This is a genomic window from Paenibacillus sp. NFR01, assembly GCF_900111565.1.
In the GTDB taxonomy this organism is placed as follows: domain Bacteria; phylum Bacillota; class Bacilli; order Paenibacillales; family Paenibacillaceae; genus Paenibacillus_AQ.
Genome location: NZ_FOIK01000005.1, coordinates 155,045 through 173,132, shown reverse-complemented (window position 1 = coordinate 173,132; position 18,088 = coordinate 155,045). Strand labels below are relative to the sequence as shown.

Genomic DNA, 18,088 nt, shown 5'->3' with positions numbered 1-18,088 from the left:
CATCATGCTGATTGCACTGGATATGGACGGAACACTTTTGAATGAGGACGGGATAATTAGCGAGGGCAACCGCGAGGCTATTCTTGAAGCGCAGCGCCGCGGGCATATCGTTGTCATCGCTACGGGCCGCTCCTATATGGATGCCGAAAAGCAGCTGCGGCTGGCCGAATTGGAATGCCCGGTCGTCAGTTTGAACGGCGCGGCGGTCATTCTTCCGGACGGTACGCTGGCTGCCAGCGCTCCGCTGGACAAAGAAACGATTATCCCGGCGCTGCGCTGGATGAGCGAAATCCCCGAGCTGTATTACGAGGTGTATACGGAAGGGCATGTCTATGCCGAGCTGGACAAGCGGGTCACGCTGGAGAAGCTGTCGGAGCTGCGGGACGAGGAGGTTCCGGAGGAAGTCGGCTGGCTGCTGAAGGCGATGATCGAGAAGCAGTTCCAGCAGGCGGCAGTGACTTTTGTCGAGAGCATGGAGCAAATCTGGAACGATGACAAACAGGTCATCTTCAAGGCGCTCGCTTTTTCGTTGAACCGTGACTTATTGAAGGAGGCGTCGACCCGGTTTGCCGCCATTCCGGAGCTCATTATTACCGCCTCGCATGTCAACAATATCGAAATCAACCACAAAGACGCCAACAAAGGCGCCGGCGTCGGCATGCTGGCCGCACGCTACGGCATTCCCGCGGAGCAGGTGGCGGTGATGGGCGACAGCTACAACGATCTGCCGATGTTCGAAATGGCCGGCTACAAGATCGCGATGGAGAATGCCGCGCCGATTCTGAAAGAAACGGCCGATTTCGTCACCCGCAGCAACGACCAAGACGGCGTGGCTGTCGGCATCCGCCATCTGCTCGAACGCTAAGCATAGGCTTTAGGCGCGCCGGCGCTGGTTTTTCCGGTAGTCATGCGGCGTCACGTCGTACACCTTGCGGAACAGCCGGGCAAAGTAGGAGAAGTTCCCGTACCCCAGGGCGTCGGCGATTTCGCTGATGCTTTTATCCGTCATCACCAGGAGATCGGCCGCTTTGCGCATCCGCTCCTGCAAAATATAATCCGTCAGCGCCATGCCCGTCTCTTTGCGGAACAGCCGCGAGAGATAGGCCGGGTTGAGGAACACTAGGGCGGCGAGCTGTTCGCGGCTCAGTTCCTCATGCAATTTTTCGGCGATATGGGCTTTGATCTTCTGCACAACGCTGTGATCCCCGCTGCGGGCGGACAACAGCTCCTGTACGGCAAACGCCATGTCCTTGACCCAGCCCTTGAACGCGGGAACCGACCGGGTTGCCGCCTGGCCGCTTGCCGCGAGGCCCGTTTCGGCATACAGCAGATGGGCGGACAGCCCCCTGCGGTGCAGCACGTAATATACGGTTTGCAGAAAAGCATGGTAGAGGGCCGTCAGCGTCTCCGCCGTCAGCCGCTCCTTGCCGAGCGCCTCCAGCAGCTCCTTCAGTTTGGTAAGCAAACCTTCGGTATCCCCTTGTTCGATCAGGTCGGACCAGTCGACCAGCGAGAGCTGCGGCGTCCCGTCCGGCGCTTCCGCCGCCGTTCCGTTGCCGGAGTCCCGCAGCAGGATGACTTCGCCCGGCCGGGTGACATTTTCGTATTCGGCATGCAGCAGCGTATGGTACAGCTTCATCACCCCGGTGATCGGCGCGGCTTCGCTGACGTAACAGGAGATTTTGGCGTAAAAGAACCGGCGGCACGCTTCGATATACATCTTGCAGCCTTGCAGCAGCGCCTCATCATCCTCCGGCGTTCCGCTTGCGCTTGCATCCGCGCTACCCAGATAAAACACGACGATCAGGTTGCCCCGCTGGTCGCGGATGACGTTGCCTCTGTGCCCCGCCATCAGGAGCTCTCCGGCAGCATTGCCGAGGGCAAACTCCATAATTTCCTCATCGCGTTCGGTGAACGGCTTCTCCCAATTCTCCACGCTGACCAGGATCATCCGCACCCGTTCCAGCTCCCCGTACGCCATGTCATAGGAAGCCAGGGCGCGTTCCAGCTCCGGCCGGCGCGGCAAAATGCGCTGCTCCAGCAGATCCTGCCAAAAACGCTCGATCAGAAGCGGCTTTTGCTGATTCCACCGCTCTTCGTATTTTCGGTACAGTTCATCGGTCTCGCTCACCTTGCGCCGCGCCTCCACCCGGCCGATCGCCCGCAGGAGCACCTGCTCCAGATCCTCGTACAGCACCGGCTTCAGCAGATAATCGCAGCCGCCGAGCTGCAGCGCTTTTTGCGCATAGGCGAATTCGGCATGGCAGGTCAGCATGATCGTCTCCGGCGCGTAGCCGGCCCCTTTCATCCATTCCATCAGCTCCAGCCCGCTGCCCTCCGGCATTTCGATGTCGCAGATCATGATGTCGATGGCCTGCTCCTGCAACATCTGCCGCGCCATTGCGGAATGATACGCCTCGAACACCGCATCGACGCCGATCAGCTCCCACCGGACACCGGCCAATAACCCTTTTACCGCATAAATTTCGTCGTCCACGATTAATACACGGATCATGATGCTCCCGCCTCCCCGATGCTGTCGTGATAAGAATGGATCCACAGCGGCACAATCAGCGTTATGGTCGTACCGCCTGGCTGAACAGCAGCGAATTCCATCCGGATATCGCTTTTATAATACAGCTTGCAGCGCCGCATGATGTTCCACAGGCCGATATGGCCGTCCTCCGGTTCAATGGAATTGACCCGCCGCTTTAGGGTGCGGATCTGTTCCTCCGATAATCCCTTGCCGTTGTCGCGCACCTCGATGCACAGGAAGGAATCCTCCTGTACCCGCGTTTCGTAGGCTGTCACCTTGATGCGGAAGACGGAATCATTTTGCAGCGAAAACCCGTGAATGACCGCGTTCTCCACCAAAGGCTGAATGATCAGCGGGGGAACGGCGCAGCCCTTCAGCTGCGGAGGGATATCGATCTCGAAATCGAGCGTCTCCGGAAAGCGGAAGCGCTGGATCGTCAAATAGTTGTGCACATGCTCGGCTTCTTCCTGCAGGCTGATCGTCGACAAATGGGTCCGGGTCGTGTAACGGAAATACCGGACGAGATGCAGCGACATGCTCTGGATCAGCTCATAGCTGCGGATTTGCGCGAGATTGTACACGATGTTCAGGGAATTCATGAAAAAATGCGGATGAATCTGCGCCTGCAGATGCTTCAGCTCGGCCTTTTGCGTGCGGATCTGCTCTTCGTAAATGTTGATTTTGAGATGCTCGATTTGCGTCGCCATCGCGTTGAACGCTTCGTTGATCGTCACGAACTCGACAAGCTTATTGTCCTCCAGTCGGGCGCTGAGGTTGCCGGAACGGATTTTGCGCATCCCGTGGATCAGGTTGTAAATCGGACGGACAATCGACTGTTGAAGGAAGATCAGGTAGATGATCAGAATCGCCAGCGCGACCAGCGGAACCGTATAGGTCAGATTGCGGAAAAACGGCAGGCCTTCCAGCAGGCTTTTCTCCGGCAGCAGCAGCACCAGCGTCATCGGTGCCATCCGCGACTGCTTGGCCACGAGCAGATACGGCTTTTCCAAATGGACAATGTTGTAGGATGACACGCCCTGATCGACGAACGACTTCCACTGCTCCGGGGAAAACGACTGGCCGGCCACCGGATTCAGGTTGGCGATGACCTTGCCCTGCTCCGAGAGCAGCAGCGATTCGCCCTTGCCCTCCTTGCTTAACACATCGAGCGGCTGCATCAGATGGTCCAGATCGACCCAGGCGCCGATATAGGAGGAATAATTGGTATCGACGACGCGCAGCAGCGCATATTTGCCGTCTTCCTCCACCAGTGTCCATTTGTTGTAAAAGGTAGCCCCGTCCTCGCTGCTGAGCAGGACATGCAGCTTCTCCTGAATGCTCTCCTTGCGCTCATAGCTGACCGAATACTGCGGAGCGAGAAACAATTCGTCGTATTTGGAGCTGTAAGCGAACAGGCAGTCGGCCGCGCTGTAATAGTTGGTATTGGTGTACAGATTGTTGACCGTTTCGGTTTTGGACAAATAATATTCCCAGCTCTCCCGGTCGTATTGGCTCAGCGAAATCAGGCTCTGGTCCTGCTCCGCCGACTTATAAAGATAATTCTCGATCTCCTCCAGCACCTTGTCCATGTCGTTCATGTAGATGGTGAGCAGGTTTTTGTTGGACAGCGCCACCTGCGAATGCACAACCCTTGTGGCGTACATATTGTTCCACAGCAGCAGGATAACAAGCGGAACGGTGACGAGGGCGAAGCCGAGAATCAGCCGCGAGCGCAGGGTCGCGAACTTCATGTGGCCGAAGGACTTTTTCATCGGGAAGCCAGCCACGCATCGAGCTGCCGCTGCTTCTCGGCTATCACCTTGTCCGCGCCGGCCGCCCGCAGCTGGCTGCGGTACATGCCGATGATCTTATCCGGGTCCTGCACGCCCGTATTGATCGCCGCGGAAAATTCACGGTCCACGTTGTTGCAGGCGGCGATTTCGCTTTTGACCGGATCGGGATTAAACACGAACCCCAGCGCCTGCGACTTCTCCGCGCCTTCATTGAACGCCCGGTAGGCTTCCCATAGTCCAGGCGCCTCGTCCTCCCATAAGTAGGAGTTAAGCTGGTTGCCGAACATCCACGGCAGGTTGAGATTGTAGCCGACGCTGCGTGCGTCGAGTCCCGGGGGATAGGCAATGATCGTATCGCTTTTCTTCACGTAATGCTCTCCTTCAATGCCCCAGTCCAGCAGGTTCAGCGCGTAAGGGTCGGTAAACAGCAGCTCCAGCACCTGCATTGCTTTCTGCGGATGGCGGGACGTGCGGGTGATCGCGAACATCGCACTGGTCATGTCGGCCGTCGTGGCGTAAGGCGAGGTGATGGCCACCGTCTTCATCGGCATGCCGACATCGCGCGAGGCCTGATTATCGAAACCGGGCTTTAGCGATTCCGCATAGGCGAAAGCCTTGCCGGCCTTGACCGCCTCAAATTCATTGTCTTTCGTTGTGGACGCGTCGCTGTTGAGGTATCCCGCACGGTTCCAGGCGTACATCAGCTTGGCATATTTCAAATACTGCGGGGTCTCCACGATGTTGACGACCTTCGTGCTGCCGCTGCTGCGGTCCAGCGCGCCGGCGCCTTCGCCCAACATGTCAAAAAGCCCGTATTGCATCAGCAGCGTAAACGGACTGCGGTCCGCCCGGACCTGCAGCGGCACCAGATCGGGCTCATTCCGCTTGATGGCCGCGAACACCGGCCCGAAATCCTCCAGCGCCTTGATCTTCGTCAGGTCGATTCCGTATTTCTGCACCAGGTCGGCGCGAACCACCAGCCCTTTGCTGGAGGCGAATTCTTTATTGGTAGCGATTCCATAAATATGGCCGTTCAGCTTCCCCGCTTCCAGAATGGAGGGAGGCAGGATCTCCTTGATTCCCTGGCCGTATTGGTCGAGCAGTTCGTCAAGCGCGATAAAATGGTTTTTGGCCACCTCGTCGCCAAAGCGCATCCAGCCGGCGGTAAACATCAGATCCACCTGCTGGCCGGAAGCAAACATCAGGCCGGTGCGGTCCCACCAGATGCTCATGTCGATCGGCTTGATCTCCAGCTCGGCGCCGATTTTGTCCCTGAGGTAAGCGTTCAGCTTCTCCTGCACCGCAGGCAGATCCTTCGGCACGTTCCCGGAGGGAAAAATCATCACCAGCTTGTCGTACGCTCCGCCTTGCGCCGGCGCTTCGTCCGTTGCCGGATGGGCGTTCTCCGTGCGGAACAGCTGCGAGGTGCGCAGGCCGATCCACACGGCAACCAAAATCACCGCCGCCGATAACGCATAGAGAATGAATTTTCTTCCGGATTGTTGTGCCATGCTGCCCACCGCTCTTCTCCCGTAGTTTTCCTCTCCATTATACTGCCTGCCCCCGCCGCTTAACGATACAAAAGTGATTTGTTCTGTCACTTTGGTGACTTGTTTGGGTGGGGGAGATGCCTCCCAGTGCCGAACCGGCATTCTGCGCAGACCTGAAGCTGTAACGGACATGAGGGCCGTTATTTGTGTGAAAACAGACGATTTCCCGAAGCAACGGACACCAGAGCCGTTATTTGATCAAAACGAATGATTCTGCGACTCATTTTGCTGAAATAACGGCGCTCAGGTCCGTTACAGGAGCGATTGGCCTGATTTGGGGCGAATAGCGGCGGTTAGGTCCGTTAGGGCAGAGAGGCGTAGGTGCCAAAAGCCAAACGCCCCCGCCCGGCAGGAAACATGGAGTTTCCGACCGGAGCAGGGGCGCTGTTAATCAAGTCATGCGCTGCTAATCCAAGATATAAGAACGTTAATGCTTAGCGTCAGGGCAAAGGCTCGGCCGGGTTATTCGGCAATGGGATTGATCCATTGCCGCTGCGCCAGCGCACGGTACAGCGCGATCGCCGCTTCGGCGCGGGTGACCGGCGCCGCCGGGGCGAAGGTGCCGGATGCGCGTCCGGCGAGGATGCCGCCGGACGTCAGCGCCGCCACGGCGTCCCGCGCCCAGACCGGGATGGCCGCCCGGTCGGTGAAGCGGGCCAGCGCGGCTTCGCTCGCGCCGCTTGCCGTGGTGTCGCCGCCGCCGAGCTTCAGCACGGCGGCGAGCATGACCGCGAGCTGAGCGCGGGTCACGGGTTCGCCCGGCCGGAACGCGCCGCCGGGGAAGCCCGTGACGATGCCGAGCGCAGCGGCGGTGTCGACGTCGCCGGCATACCAGGCGCCGGCCGCAAGGTCCGTGAAGGTGCCGGCGGTCACGGCCGGCACTGCCTCAGGCGCTGCGCCGATGCCGCGCACGAGCAGCGAAGCCAGCTCCGCCCGGGTAATGGCGGCGCCGGGAACGAACTGCCCGGCGGCCTTGCCCTTGACCAAACCTTTGGCGGCAAGGGCTTCAATGTCCGGGCGGCCCCAATGCCCGCTCAAGTCGGCGAAGGTGACCGCGCCGGTCACGGCTGCGTAGATGCTGTTCGTCATGCTGCGCACGGTGACGGTTGTCGTCCCGCCCTCCGTTACGAACTTGGCCGGAACGTAGCGGAAGCTGCCGGTGGCCGAGTCGAGCACGGCGACGCCGGACACCGCCGGATCAAGCCCGCCCGGGACGGTGAAGCTCCGGGTAATGACGGCGCCGCCGAACCCGCTGACTATGCGGGTTCCGGCTGCGGTGGTCAGCGTGAGCTCGTAGCTGACCGCCTCGCCGGCAAGGCTGCGCCCTGCGGTTATGGCCAACCGGCGGAGCTTCTCCGCCGCGGCCGTATCCGGTGCTGCAATCTTGACGGCGAGGAGGGCGCCGGCCGTGTCATAGCCGGCGGCCCGGAGCAGCTCCGGCGTGTTCCACGGCAGCTCGTAGGCGTTACCGCCCGAGGTGACCTTGACTCCGCCGGATTGCGCCTTGGCGAAGGCGGCCTGCCAGCCGGCTGCCGTGAACGCCGCCGTGCCGGAGGCCGGATCGGCGGCGACGGTAATGGCCGGTGCGGCGCCGGCCGCTCCGGCTGTCAGCAGCCGGTCGCCCGCGGATGCCGCGGCTTGCAGCGCCGCATCCGTTCCTGCGGCGGCTGACGGCGGCGCCGTGCCCGCATCGCCGCCCGGTTCCTGCGGCGGCGCAGCGCTTGTCGTCGCCTGCGCTTCAAGCGGGGACGCGCTCCAGTGGCCCGCTGCGTCCATCGCCTCCACGCGGAACGTATACGCGGTGGATGGCGTCAGGCCCGTAATCACCGCGGAGGGCTCGGGGGCGGCCACAGTCCGACCGCCGAAGCTTACGCGGTAAAGCACCGGCTGGCTGGCGCTTTCGTCCGTAGCCGGCCAATCCAGCCGCAGCGAGGTGGCGCCGACGGCGGAAGCCTGCAGCCGTCCGGCCGGCCACTGCGGCCCTTCGGCGTCTGCGACTTCCAGCGTGTAGCTCACGGTCGTCCCGGAATAGACAGCCGTAACAACCGCGATGCCTGGCGCAGCCGCCGTAACGGTTCCATCATCGGCAATGGAAGCGACGGAAGGATCGGATACCGTAAAATCCGTATCGGCTGTCACATCGGCAGCCTCGGCACCCGCTGCGGGTGGTGCCCATGCCATAAGCGTCGCGGTTTGGCCGGCGGTCAGCGTAAACGCCCCCACCTGCTTGCCGTTCAGCGACAGCGTCAGCGGTTTGACCGCAGAAACGATGCCGAGACCGCGCTCATCCGGGTTGAAGTCCGATCCCATACCGTTAAAGAAGTTCCCGACTTTGTTGTTCCTCAGGATCACGTTGTTCAGCGTCACCGAGCCGGATACGCCCTGGGCAGCATGGATGCCCCAGGTTCCCGACCCTTCGATCACGAGATCTTCGATTCGAATCCGGCCGCTCCGTATCGCATTCGGCCCGCTGATGTAGAGACCCTGGAAGCTGCTGTCCAGCACATGGTTGCTGCGCAGCACGATATCGCCGTCGATGGCTTTGTCGCCGGTAAAAATCCACAAGCCGCCGAAATCCTGGTTCCAGTTGAACTCGTGGCTGCCGGTGCGGATCAGCGTATTGCGCTCAACGGTCGTCGTTCCGCCGAAAGCCACCGGGACAAACCGGGTGGATACGGCGATGCCTGCGCCGGAAACGACGGTGTCGCTGATGATGTTGTCCGCCACCGTGTTGTCCGAGCCGCCGAAGATGGCTACGCCGTCGGCCAGCCACGGCAACTGTACGGTATTGAACCGCACCGTATTGCCTGCCACTCTCGCTGCATCGGCCTGCTGCTGCGGCGTTCCGGTCAGCGTATCCGGGACCTGCGACCACAGCGCGATGCTGTCGTCCCCGCTGCCGCGGATGACAGTCTGTTCGACCCGCGAATTTACCGTTCCGGTCGTCAAATTGATGCCGTCGGCATACGTATCGCGAATGCGTAATCCGGCGATATACAAACCGTCGGTCGGTACATTTCCCTTCAGCGTGCTCCAGACGCCGACCTTGGCATGCTCGATCCAAAGTCCCTGCAGAATCGAGTTCCGGCCGAACGTGCCGTCAAACGCCGCTTCCGCGCGTTCGTCGTGGCGGCCGGTTACGCCGACATCCAACTTCATATCGTAGACTTCGATCGCCCCGCCGATACCCATAAAACCGGCGCCTTCAATGACGGTATGCCACATGCCTGCGCCGCGGATCGTTACATTGGATATCTCCAGCGGTCCGTCTGCAAAGCGGAAGACGCCTGCGGGAACCCACACGCCTGTCTTCTGCTTGTGCGCTTCGGCAATCGCCGCCCGGAAGGCAGCCGAATCGTCTCCGCTGTCATTGGCAATGGCACCGAAGGACGTCACATCCAGGTAACCCTGCGGCATGGCGTAAGCATCGGGGGCCTGCTCCATTTCCGCCAGGTCAATGGCATAATACTCCGCCGTATCGCCGGCATCCTTCTGCAGACGAATTACCGTTCCGGACGGAAGATCGTCCAGCGGGAATTGCGATTCGTCAAAAAACCGGTGCCCGTCGCCTTCCGAAGGATCATTGCTCCACGGGTATTTGCCGTACACCCAGGCATATTTGGAGGTCAGATCCAGCGTTCCTTGCTTCTGTCCATCCACGTACAGGCTGAGCGTAGCGTCGGTTCCGCCGCCTCCCGGCGCATCCGGAATGGCGTAACGCAGAGTCATGAAATTGGCGCTGTCCTTCATCGTGAACTCCACGTAATCGCCCGTTTGGTTCAAACGGACCGCTTCACGCCCTGATGCCTCGGAGGCGATTGCCATATAATCGGTTGACGGGCCCAACCGTTCGGCATTGGTGGTTCCTTGCTCCGCCTCATACGCAACATACGGCACCGTCGCGCCGCGGAAAGCCGGACCGCTTGTGCCGGGAACCGTCAACGAGTCGAGCAGGACGCTAGCCGCATTTCCGGATGTAGTCAACATGACGGTGTTCACGCCTGCCCGCAGCTTCGCCGGCAGCGGCAGCACCCTCCATTCATCCGGTGCCCCGCCAGCCGGCAAGGATACCGGCCCGCTGTACAGTCCGTTGACATACAATGCAAGCCGCTTCATGCTACCGCTGTTGTTGGCGGCCCTCAGCTTTAGCGTGTAATCGCCTGCCTCGGGCGCGGTTACCGCCATGATCAGCCTTGCGTCTGCCCCGCTCCAGTCTTCGGCAAACCCTGTACCCGTGTAGCCCTTGGCCAGCTTGGAGCTGTAAACGCCGCCGGACATGAACGCGTCTTCCGCTTCATATACCGTATCGCCCAGCACCGGCTCCAGCCGCCAATGTGCAGCCGAATCCGCCGGGCCGGCCCCGCCTGCAACGCCATTGCCCGAGGAAGCCAGATACGCTCCGTCCACAGAGGCATTTTCAAGTACCCAGGCGCCGCTGTACGGCGAAACCCTCCATTCCGCCGGCAACCCGGCAGGTTCCGCCGCCTGCACGGTGGCCCGGCCATCCGTCTCCAGTGCGGCCAGATGCCCGGTTGCCTCATTGCGCAGCCTCATGTGGCCGTTGACATCCTCGAAGCGCCAAACGTCTTTATCCGAAGAACCGGGCATAGCTTTCAATACAAGCCGGCCATCATCCTCGGTTAAATAACCGTTACCATCACCGCTGTACAGCCGCACCGTATTCCGATCGGCCAGCACTGGCGTGGAAGAAGTCATCCCGGCGGCCGGATCCTCCGGAACGGTGTACGGCTCCGGCGCAGGTTCCAGCGTCCACTGCACGGATGTACTTTCCACCGAGCGCAGATCAGCCTGGGCATATCCAAGCGCGTCCTGAATATGCAGATATTCATCCTCAAGCCCGTCGGCCGCGCTGCGGATCAGCACCGCTGTCCCGCCGGGCACGCTCTCCAGCGCCCAGGCGCTGCGGTCGTTTGCCGCTGTATCGCCGGCGGGAACAGTCTCGACGTAACCGCGCAAATACTCCAGCGACAAGGCATTGCCCGTCACCCGGTTCGTTAGCCGTACTGCGCCGTTCTCCATTTTCACCAACCAGTGGGAATACCCGTCTTCCTCCGTCGGATTGCCGTATAAGACGACATGATCGCGGTTCTCATACAGGTATTGCCCCCCGGAAACGTTCTTGATCCGGACCTCGCCTTCCGGCAGCTCCGGCGGAAGCAGCGGCGCGGCTTCCAGCGCCCATTGTGCGCTGCCCCAGCTTTTATCCAGATTGCTGGCTTGGGCGAAGCCCTTGTTGTCCTCGTCATGAATGACGATCGCGCTGTCAGCCGCACTGCTGAACACCTTCAGCCCGGAGCCGGCGACATTCTCCACGGTCCACGCGGAAGTCTCCAGCGAAGGGTCGGCATCGAGGCTTTCCAGCGCATCGGCATACGACTTCACATTGGCGCTGGAGATAACATGCCCGGTTGCCCGATTGACGATCAGCGTACCGGCTGTCCCCTCCACCAGGCTCCAATGGGAAGTCGCATCACCGGCGGCCGGCTGTCCGTCCTTGACGATGCCTTCCTGTTCATACAAGTAGCTGCCGCGGTAGCCGTTCTTCAGCCGCACATACGGCGACGTTGGCGTTGAGTCCTCAACGGCGACAAAATCCCATTTCGGGCTGCCCCAGTCCTTCGGCACCGTTCCGTATTGGGCAACCTTCAGCTTATTCTCCACATTGACGTACATGCCGCTGTCAGCGGTATCCTTGCCGTCCGGAGCGCTTCGGATCAGCATCAGCCCTTGATAGGGGTCAATGATCCAATCCGCAAGCGTGGAGTCTTCCTTCAGCTCGGTGGCAGACAAGCCGTCCCGGGCGGAAGCCACGCCTTCCAGACTGAGATAATGGCCGCTGGCCCGGTTTTTGATCCGTTTGATCCCCTTCGCGCTTTCGATCTGCCATTGCCCGGATGCATCATCCGCCGCAACGTTGCCGTACAGTACCTTGCCGTCCTGTTCGTATAGATACAGCTGCAGCCAGTCGTTTTTGATCCGGATAAAAGGGTTCTCCGGCTCTTCGGGCTCGCCTCCCGGCGACGGCGCAGCCAGCTTCCATTGCGCACTGCCCCAAGTGGCCTGGGCCCAATTGTTGGCATGGGCGAAGCCGTCCTGTTGCTGCACATTGACATAGGCCTCCGTATAGGACGAGTTTTGCAGCGTGGCATAGCCGGCGAGTTCATTCCCGTCCCCGTCTTTGGCCGGCACCATCTTCCATAAGGAAGACATGCCTGATGCCGCTAGCGCTGTGACCAGATTGTCCCCGCTGTCCGGCGCGTTGTTCATGGTCACGACATGCCCGGTCGCCACGTTCTTCAGCAGCTTGAAGCCGGCGCCGGCATCCTCGACCGCCCATTGGGAAGCGGTATCGGTATAATCGGGTTGGCCGTATTTCACCTGACCGTTATCCTCGTAGAGAAAATCGCCTTTCCACTTGTCTTGTACCCGCATAGCCGTGCTATCCGAAGCCGCTTCCAGGCGCCACTGGGCGCTGCCCCAGGCAGGCTGCGCCCAGTTGTTCGCTACCGGGTAGCCGTACTGCTTTTCCACATTCAGAAAAGCATCGGCATAGACCGCGCTCTGTACGGTCACGAGACCCGCGAGCGCGGTTCCGCCGCCATCCTGAGCCCCGGCGATGTTCCAGCCGGTCCCCGCCGTGCCGGCGGCCAGCGGAATGTTACCGTCATTCGGCCCATTATCCATGCGGATATAATGGCCGGTCGCCCGGTTGCGCAGCAGCTTGCCGTCTGGACCGCCTTCAATGTACCAATGCGAGCCGGCATCGTTCAAGAGCGGCGTGCCGTACTGCACGATGCCGTCCTTTTCAAATAAATAACTGCCCTTCCACGAATCGCGGATCCGTACCGGTTCCCCGTCGTGGGCCGGCTCCAGCACCCAGCGCGCGCTCCCCCAGCCAGGCTGGGCCCAATAGTTGGAATAAGCATAACCGTCCTGGGCCTGCACGTTAAGGTAAGCGCTTGCACTAGTGGCATTGCGGAAATTCGCCACGGTATAACCGCTTCCCGGCGCGGGATTCGCATCCACGCCCATCATCCACTTCATGGATTCTGCTCCGGCATCTTCCTTGGCGGCGAGCGGTGTACCGCCTTCGTCCACTCTGTTGTCCATACTCAGATAATGCCCGGTCGCCCGGTTCTGCAGCCGGACATTGCCGCCGGACTGCTCAATCCGCCACTGGGAGGACAGATCGCCGATCGCGGTAAAGCCGTACCGCACCTTGCCTTCAGATTCGTATAGATAATTGCCTTTCCATTCGTTCTTCAGCCTGACATAGCCCTCCCCCGCCGGACTGGAAGGAGCCGCCGCAGCGGCTCCTTCCCCCCCGGCAGCGGAGGCGCTGCCGTACGCCGGAAACGGCGACAGCAGCATCACCAGCGCCAACCCAAAGGCAAGCCAAGACGAGCGTTTGCGCTTCATTGTGCCAACCTCCTGCATTTTTTGATGTCCTTGCCGGTTACGCTTGATTCCCACAAACCCCGAGCGTTTCGGATTACCGCGTGCCTACCTGCCCGCTTCAATAAACCGGACCTTGAGCCGGGCCGGAGAGCATCCCGCCCTACTCCCACTCCACTGCGATTCTTCCCGCCAGCCCCGGCAGCTCCGGCTCGCGGAGTGCCGCGGCAACGCCGTCCACCTTGACCTCCAGCCCCGCCGGCGCGCCGTGGACAATAATCGTCTTGCGTTTCCAGGACGGCGCATAGCCGCCGCAAATTATCTCTGCCCTGATGTCCAGCGTCAGCGGCTCGCTAAGCGCCGCCGTGATCCGCTGCTCATACAAGGCGCCGCGCGAATAATCGAAGCTTCCGCCGTCATCCTCGTACAGCGTATACTCGGCGGCATCCGCCCCCGGTTGCGGCAGATACACATGCAGCACCAGCTCCTCCTCCGGCTCCCCGGTCGTCAGCCGGCCCGGCACATGCGGCAGGATCGCGCCCTCTTTGACGTAAATCGGCAGCACGTCCAGCGGCGCCTGCACCAGTACATGGCGCCCGCCTTCCAGCACCTGGTCGGTCCAGTAGTCAAACCAGCGGCCTACCGGCAGGTAAACAGCGCGGACATTGGTGTCCGGCCGCGTTACCGGAGCGACCAGTACCTGCGAGCCGAGCATGAATTGGTCGTTAAGGTTGTAGGTATTAACATCCTGCGGGTACTCCAGCAGCAGCGGCCGCATCAGCGGAATTCCGGTCAGCGAAGCTTCCCGGAACAGGCCATACAGGTACGGCAGCCACTGGTAGCGCAGCGTAATGTAGCGCTTGACCAGCGCTTCGATCGCCGGGCCGAACGCCCATGGCTCCTGCCGGATCGACTTCAGCTCGCTGTGGTTGCGGAAATACGGCATCAAAGCACCGAGCTGCGTCCAGCGCACCAGCAGTTGGCCGTTGGAATCGTGGGCGAAGCCGCCGACGTCCGCGCCGCAGAAGGCGATGCCGGAGAGGCCCATGTTCATGCACATCGGCATCGACATCTCCAGATGCTCCCAGAAGCTGCGGTTGTCGCCGGTCCAGACGGCGGCGTAGCGCTGGATGCCGGCATAGCCGGCCCGCGTCAGCACAAACGGCCGCTTATTGTCCATCTCTTCCTTCATGCCCTCATAAGTTGCTTTGGACATCAGATAGCCGTACAGATTGTGCAGCTCGCGGTGCGTCGCCGGCTGGCCGTCGTTGCCGTGGACGACGTCGAGATCCATCGTTTTGGAGTCGTTGAACACCGATGGCTCATTCATGTCGTTCCAGATGCCCTCAATGCCAAGATTCGTGTAGTAACGGTGCAGGCTGCCCCACCACCGGCGCACATCCTTCTCCGAAAAATCGGGAAACGCGCTTTTCTCCGGCCACACCTGGCCGTAGAAGACGCTGCCGTCCATTTTCCGGCAAAAGGCGCCTTGGGCGATGCCCTGTTTGAACACGCCGTATTCCGGATCGGCCTTTACGCCCGGATCGACGATCGGCACGATACGGATGCCGGCTTCCTTCAGCTCGCGGATTAGCCGGCCCGCCGCCGGGAAGCGGCTTTTATCGAAAGTGAACACGCGGTAGCCGTTCATATAGTGGATATCGAGATGAATCGCATCCAGCGGAATCTGCTTTTGCTGATAGCTGGCGACAAGCTCCCGCACTTCAGCTTCGGACTGATAACTGTAGCGCGACTGATGGTAGCCGATCGCCCATTTCGGCGGCAGCGGAATTCTGCCGGTGAGCGCCGTGTACTGGCCAATAACCTCCTTCGGTCCCGGACCGGCAAACAGGAAATAATCGAGCTGCCCGCCTTCCGCCCAGAAGAAATACTCCTGCTCCCCGGTCAAGTTCAGCACCGTGCGGAACGTATTGAAGAAAAAGATCCCGTACGCCTTCCCTTCGCGCAGGCCCATAAAAAACGGCACCGATACGTAGAGCGGGTCGGTCTCCTGGTTATGCGGCGCATACACATCGGTGTTCCACATCGTCATTTTTTCGCCGCGTTTGTCGAGGAATCCCGCCTTCTCGCCGAAGCCGTAGAAATGGTCGTCCGCGTCCATCGCCTTGAAGCAGGCGACCTCGCCGCGCGCATTATACATCATCCCGCGCTCCGTCTCCGCAGCCATCGCCTTTCCGGTTGCCCGGTCTAGCAGCGTAATGCGGCACGGATTTTTCGACACAACCACCGTCATGCTATTCGTCTCCAGCAGCAGGCGGTCTTCGGCATCCTCCACCCGCACGTCCGTCTCCTCCGGTCCGGGAATCAGCACATGGCTGTTGCGACCCAGCTCCGCCTCGCCGTCCGGGTTCATCGTCACCCGCAGCGTCGACGCGTTATAAAATACCGCCGTTACCTCGCCGTTCTGGCAGTGCAGGCGGAAAGTGTTGCCGCCCGACTCGTAATCCAGCAGACTTCCGATATCGGTGAACCCGTCATTTTGCACCTGGCGGAAATGATCGGGATGAATGGCCAAACTGTTTTGCATGTATAACAAACTCCTTCCGTACTTTCGCTATTGCCCAGATCAGCCCTTGGTCGCGCCTTCCGACAAGCCGGTAATCAAAAACCGCTGCAGGAACAGGAAGACGATGGCGATCGGCAGAGCGATCAGTATCGTTCCGGCGGAGAACATGGTGAAATTGTTGGCGAATTTATCGTTGATCAGGTTGTAGAGGCCAAGCGCCAGCGTGAATTTCTCGGGACTGCGCAGGATGATGCGCGGGGTCAAAAAGTCCATAAACGGCGCCATAAAGGTAAACAAGGCGACGACCGCCAGAATCGGGCTGGCAATCGGCAGCAGGATGCGCCGGAACACGGTCATGTGGCCTGCGCCGTCCATTTTTGCCGACTCGTCCAGATCGCGCGGGATCGTGTCCATGTAGCCCTTGACCAGAAATACGTTCATCGGCAGCCCGCCGAACACGTAAATCAAGATCAGCCCGGTGAACGTGTCGAGCAGATTGACGAGGTTCAGCAGCAGGTAAATCGCCACCATCCCCATGAGCACGGGGAACATCTGCAGGATCAGAAAGGTGTAGATGCTGTATTTGCGGCCGGTAAAATCGAACCGGGAAAACACATACGCGACGAGAGATACGACCGTGACCGAAGCGGCGGCGTTGATGGCGGCGACGATCAGCGTATTTTTGTACCAGAGCCCGTAGTCGCTTGAAGGATCGCTGAACAGCCAGCGGTAATGCTCCAGCGTCAGGTTGTCGGGAATCATTTTCGAGCTGAACATGCTTGTTCCGGGATTCAGCGACATGCTGAGCGCCCACAGCAGCGGATAAAGAATGACGGCGAACATCACAAGCACCAGCAGATAAATGCCCGTGAGCTCGAGTTTGGACTTGAGTGTCGTGCGGCCCATCAGTATACGCCCTCCTCTTTGAACGAGCGGGTCTTGCGGAACTGGTACAGCGCGAACAGCGCCACCACAAGGCCCATCAGAATGGATATCGCTGCGGCCATTTTGAAATTGTTCTCTTTAAAGGTCAGCGTGTACACCCAGGAAATCATGATGTCGGTCGCCCCCGCGCTTTGGCCCATGACCGGCGGACCGCCCTTGTTGAACAGGTACACGATATTGAAGTTATTGAAGTTTTGCGCATACTGCATGATCAGGATCGGTGCGGTCGCGTACATGACATGCGGGAAGGTAATGAAGCGGAATTTATCCCACCGGCTTCCCCCGTCCACCTCAGCGGCTTCATACCAGTCCTTGGAGATGCTTTGCAGCACACCGGTAAACAGCGTAAAAATATACGGAAATCCCAGCCATACCTGAATCAGCACGATCGCGATACGGGCCCAGGTCGGATCGGTCAGCCAAGGAATCAGCACGCCGAAATGGGATAAAATGTCGCGGTTAATCGCCCCGAAGCCGTCGTTGAACATCGCGGCGAACACAAGCACGGTCATGAAGGACGGAACCGCCCACGGCAGAATGAACACGGTGCGGATCAGCTTTTTGAAGCGCACGCGTTTGTCGCCCACGATGACGGCCAGAAAAAGGCCGAGGGCAATTTGCAGCGTCGTGGCCCCGAGCGTCCAGACGACCGTCCAGGTCAGCACGGCGAACAGGCTTTTCGTCCAGATCGCTTCAGTGAACAGCGCCTTGAAATTATCAAAGCTAACCCAGTGCAGCAGATTGCCGGGCGGCGAATTGTAGAGGTTGTAGTCGGTAAAGGCCAGGCAGACCATGAAGATCAGCGGAAAAATAACGGTCAGCGCCAGCATGATAAAACTCGGCACGACGATATAATACGGAAAACCTTTATCCCAGGCGGCGTGGAACGCTTCCTTCACCGAAGGAATGCGCTGGCCCTCCTGCAGCCGCCGGGCATCCCGGTAGGCGTCGCGGATATTGGTGGCATACGCGCCGGCAAGGATCAGCAGCACAATGACCGACAAGATCCCCTTGACGATGAACGTCCGGGAGTCGTCCTGCCCGATTTGTTCCCCGAGCGTCACCAGTCCCTGCACCCCGCCGGCCAGCGCCGGAATCAGCGTAGCGGCCAGACTGACGGACAACGCAAACAAAATGAAGCCTTTGATATACCGGCGGTTATAAAACTGCCCGATTCCCGGAATGACCGACAGCAGCGCCGCGAGGCGCGGGTTCTGGCTGCCGGTCCGGCCGGATTGAATTACTGGATTTCCATGCATGATGTCTCTCCTTCTCCCTTGGCGGGACGGACGTCCGTTTCTGTAAAACGGAGAGAGCCAGG

The 18,088-nt window shown here is 60.1% G+C and carries 8 protein-coding genes; 1 reads left to right on the top strand and 7 read right to left on the bottom strand.

Annotated elements, in window-relative coordinates; translation table 11 throughout:
* Nucleotides 1-4 precede the first annotated feature (4 nt).
* On the top strand, nucleotides 5-865 hold the full coding sequence (locus BMW84_RS20015; protein WP_091071426.1) for a Cof-type HAD-IIB family hydrolase: 861 nt from the start codon (nucleotides 5-7) through the stop codon (nucleotides 863-865).
* A 9-nt stretch (nucleotides 866-874) separates the two neighbouring features.
* On the opposite strand, the gene BMW84_RS20010 is transcribed toward BMW84_RS20015, so the two are convergent.
* The 7 genes from BMW84_RS20010 to BMW84_RS19980 all read right to left on the bottom strand — a co-directional run bounded on the left by BMW84_RS20010 (nucleotide 875) and on the right by BMW84_RS19980 (nucleotide 18,026).
* Entirely contained in the window at nucleotides 875-2,515 is a 1,641-nt protein-coding gene (locus tag BMW84_RS20010; protein ID WP_091071424.1) for a helix-turn-helix domain-containing protein, read from the bottom strand.
* Nucleotides 2,512-4,308 carry a sensor histidine kinase gene (locus BMW84_RS20005; protein WP_091071422.1) on the bottom strand — a complete coding sequence of 599 codons (1,797 nt, stop codon included), beginning with the start codon at nucleotides 4,306-4,308 and terminating at the stop codon, nucleotides 2,512-2,514. The genes BMW84_RS20010 and BMW84_RS20005 overlap by 4 nt, the downstream gene beginning before the upstream one ends.
* Nucleotides 4,305-5,840 (bottom strand): ABC transporter substrate-binding protein, encoded by a 1,536-nt coding sequence (locus BMW84_RS20000; RefSeq protein WP_139209656.1) that lies wholly within the window; start codon nucleotides 5,838-5,840, stop codon nucleotides 4,305-4,307. The genes BMW84_RS20005 and BMW84_RS20000 overlap by 4 nt, the downstream gene beginning before the upstream one ends.
* 501 nt (nucleotides 5,841-6,341) lie before the next feature.
* Nucleotides 6,342-13,319 (bottom strand): S-layer homology domain-containing protein, encoded by a 6,978-nt coding sequence (locus tag BMW84_RS19995; protein WP_175498930.1) that lies wholly within the window; start codon nucleotides 13,317-13,319, stop codon nucleotides 6,342-6,344.
* A gap of 139 nt (nucleotides 13,320-13,458) precedes the next feature.
* The gene (locus tag BMW84_RS19990) at nucleotides 13,459-15,843 is read right to left on the bottom strand and encodes a glycoside hydrolase family 31 protein (RefSeq protein ID WP_091071418.1); all 2,385 of its coding nucleotides are present in this window, start codon (nucleotides 15,841-15,843) and stop codon (nucleotides 13,459-13,461) included.
* Between the two features lie 39 nt (nucleotides 15,844-15,882).
* On the bottom strand, nucleotides 15,883-16,728 hold the full coding sequence (locus BMW84_RS19985) for a sugar ABC transporter permease (RefSeq protein WP_091071416.1): 846 nt from the start codon (nucleotides 16,726-16,728) through the stop codon (nucleotides 15,883-15,885).
* Nucleotides 16,728-18,026 carry a sugar ABC transporter permease gene (locus BMW84_RS19980; RefSeq protein WP_091071414.1) on the bottom strand — a complete coding sequence of 433 codons (1,299 nt, stop codon included), beginning with the start codon at nucleotides 18,024-18,026 and terminating at the stop codon, nucleotides 16,728-16,730. The genes BMW84_RS19985 and BMW84_RS19980 overlap by 1 nt, the downstream gene beginning before the upstream one ends.
* Between the last annotated feature and the right edge of the window lie 62 nt (nucleotides 18,027-18,088).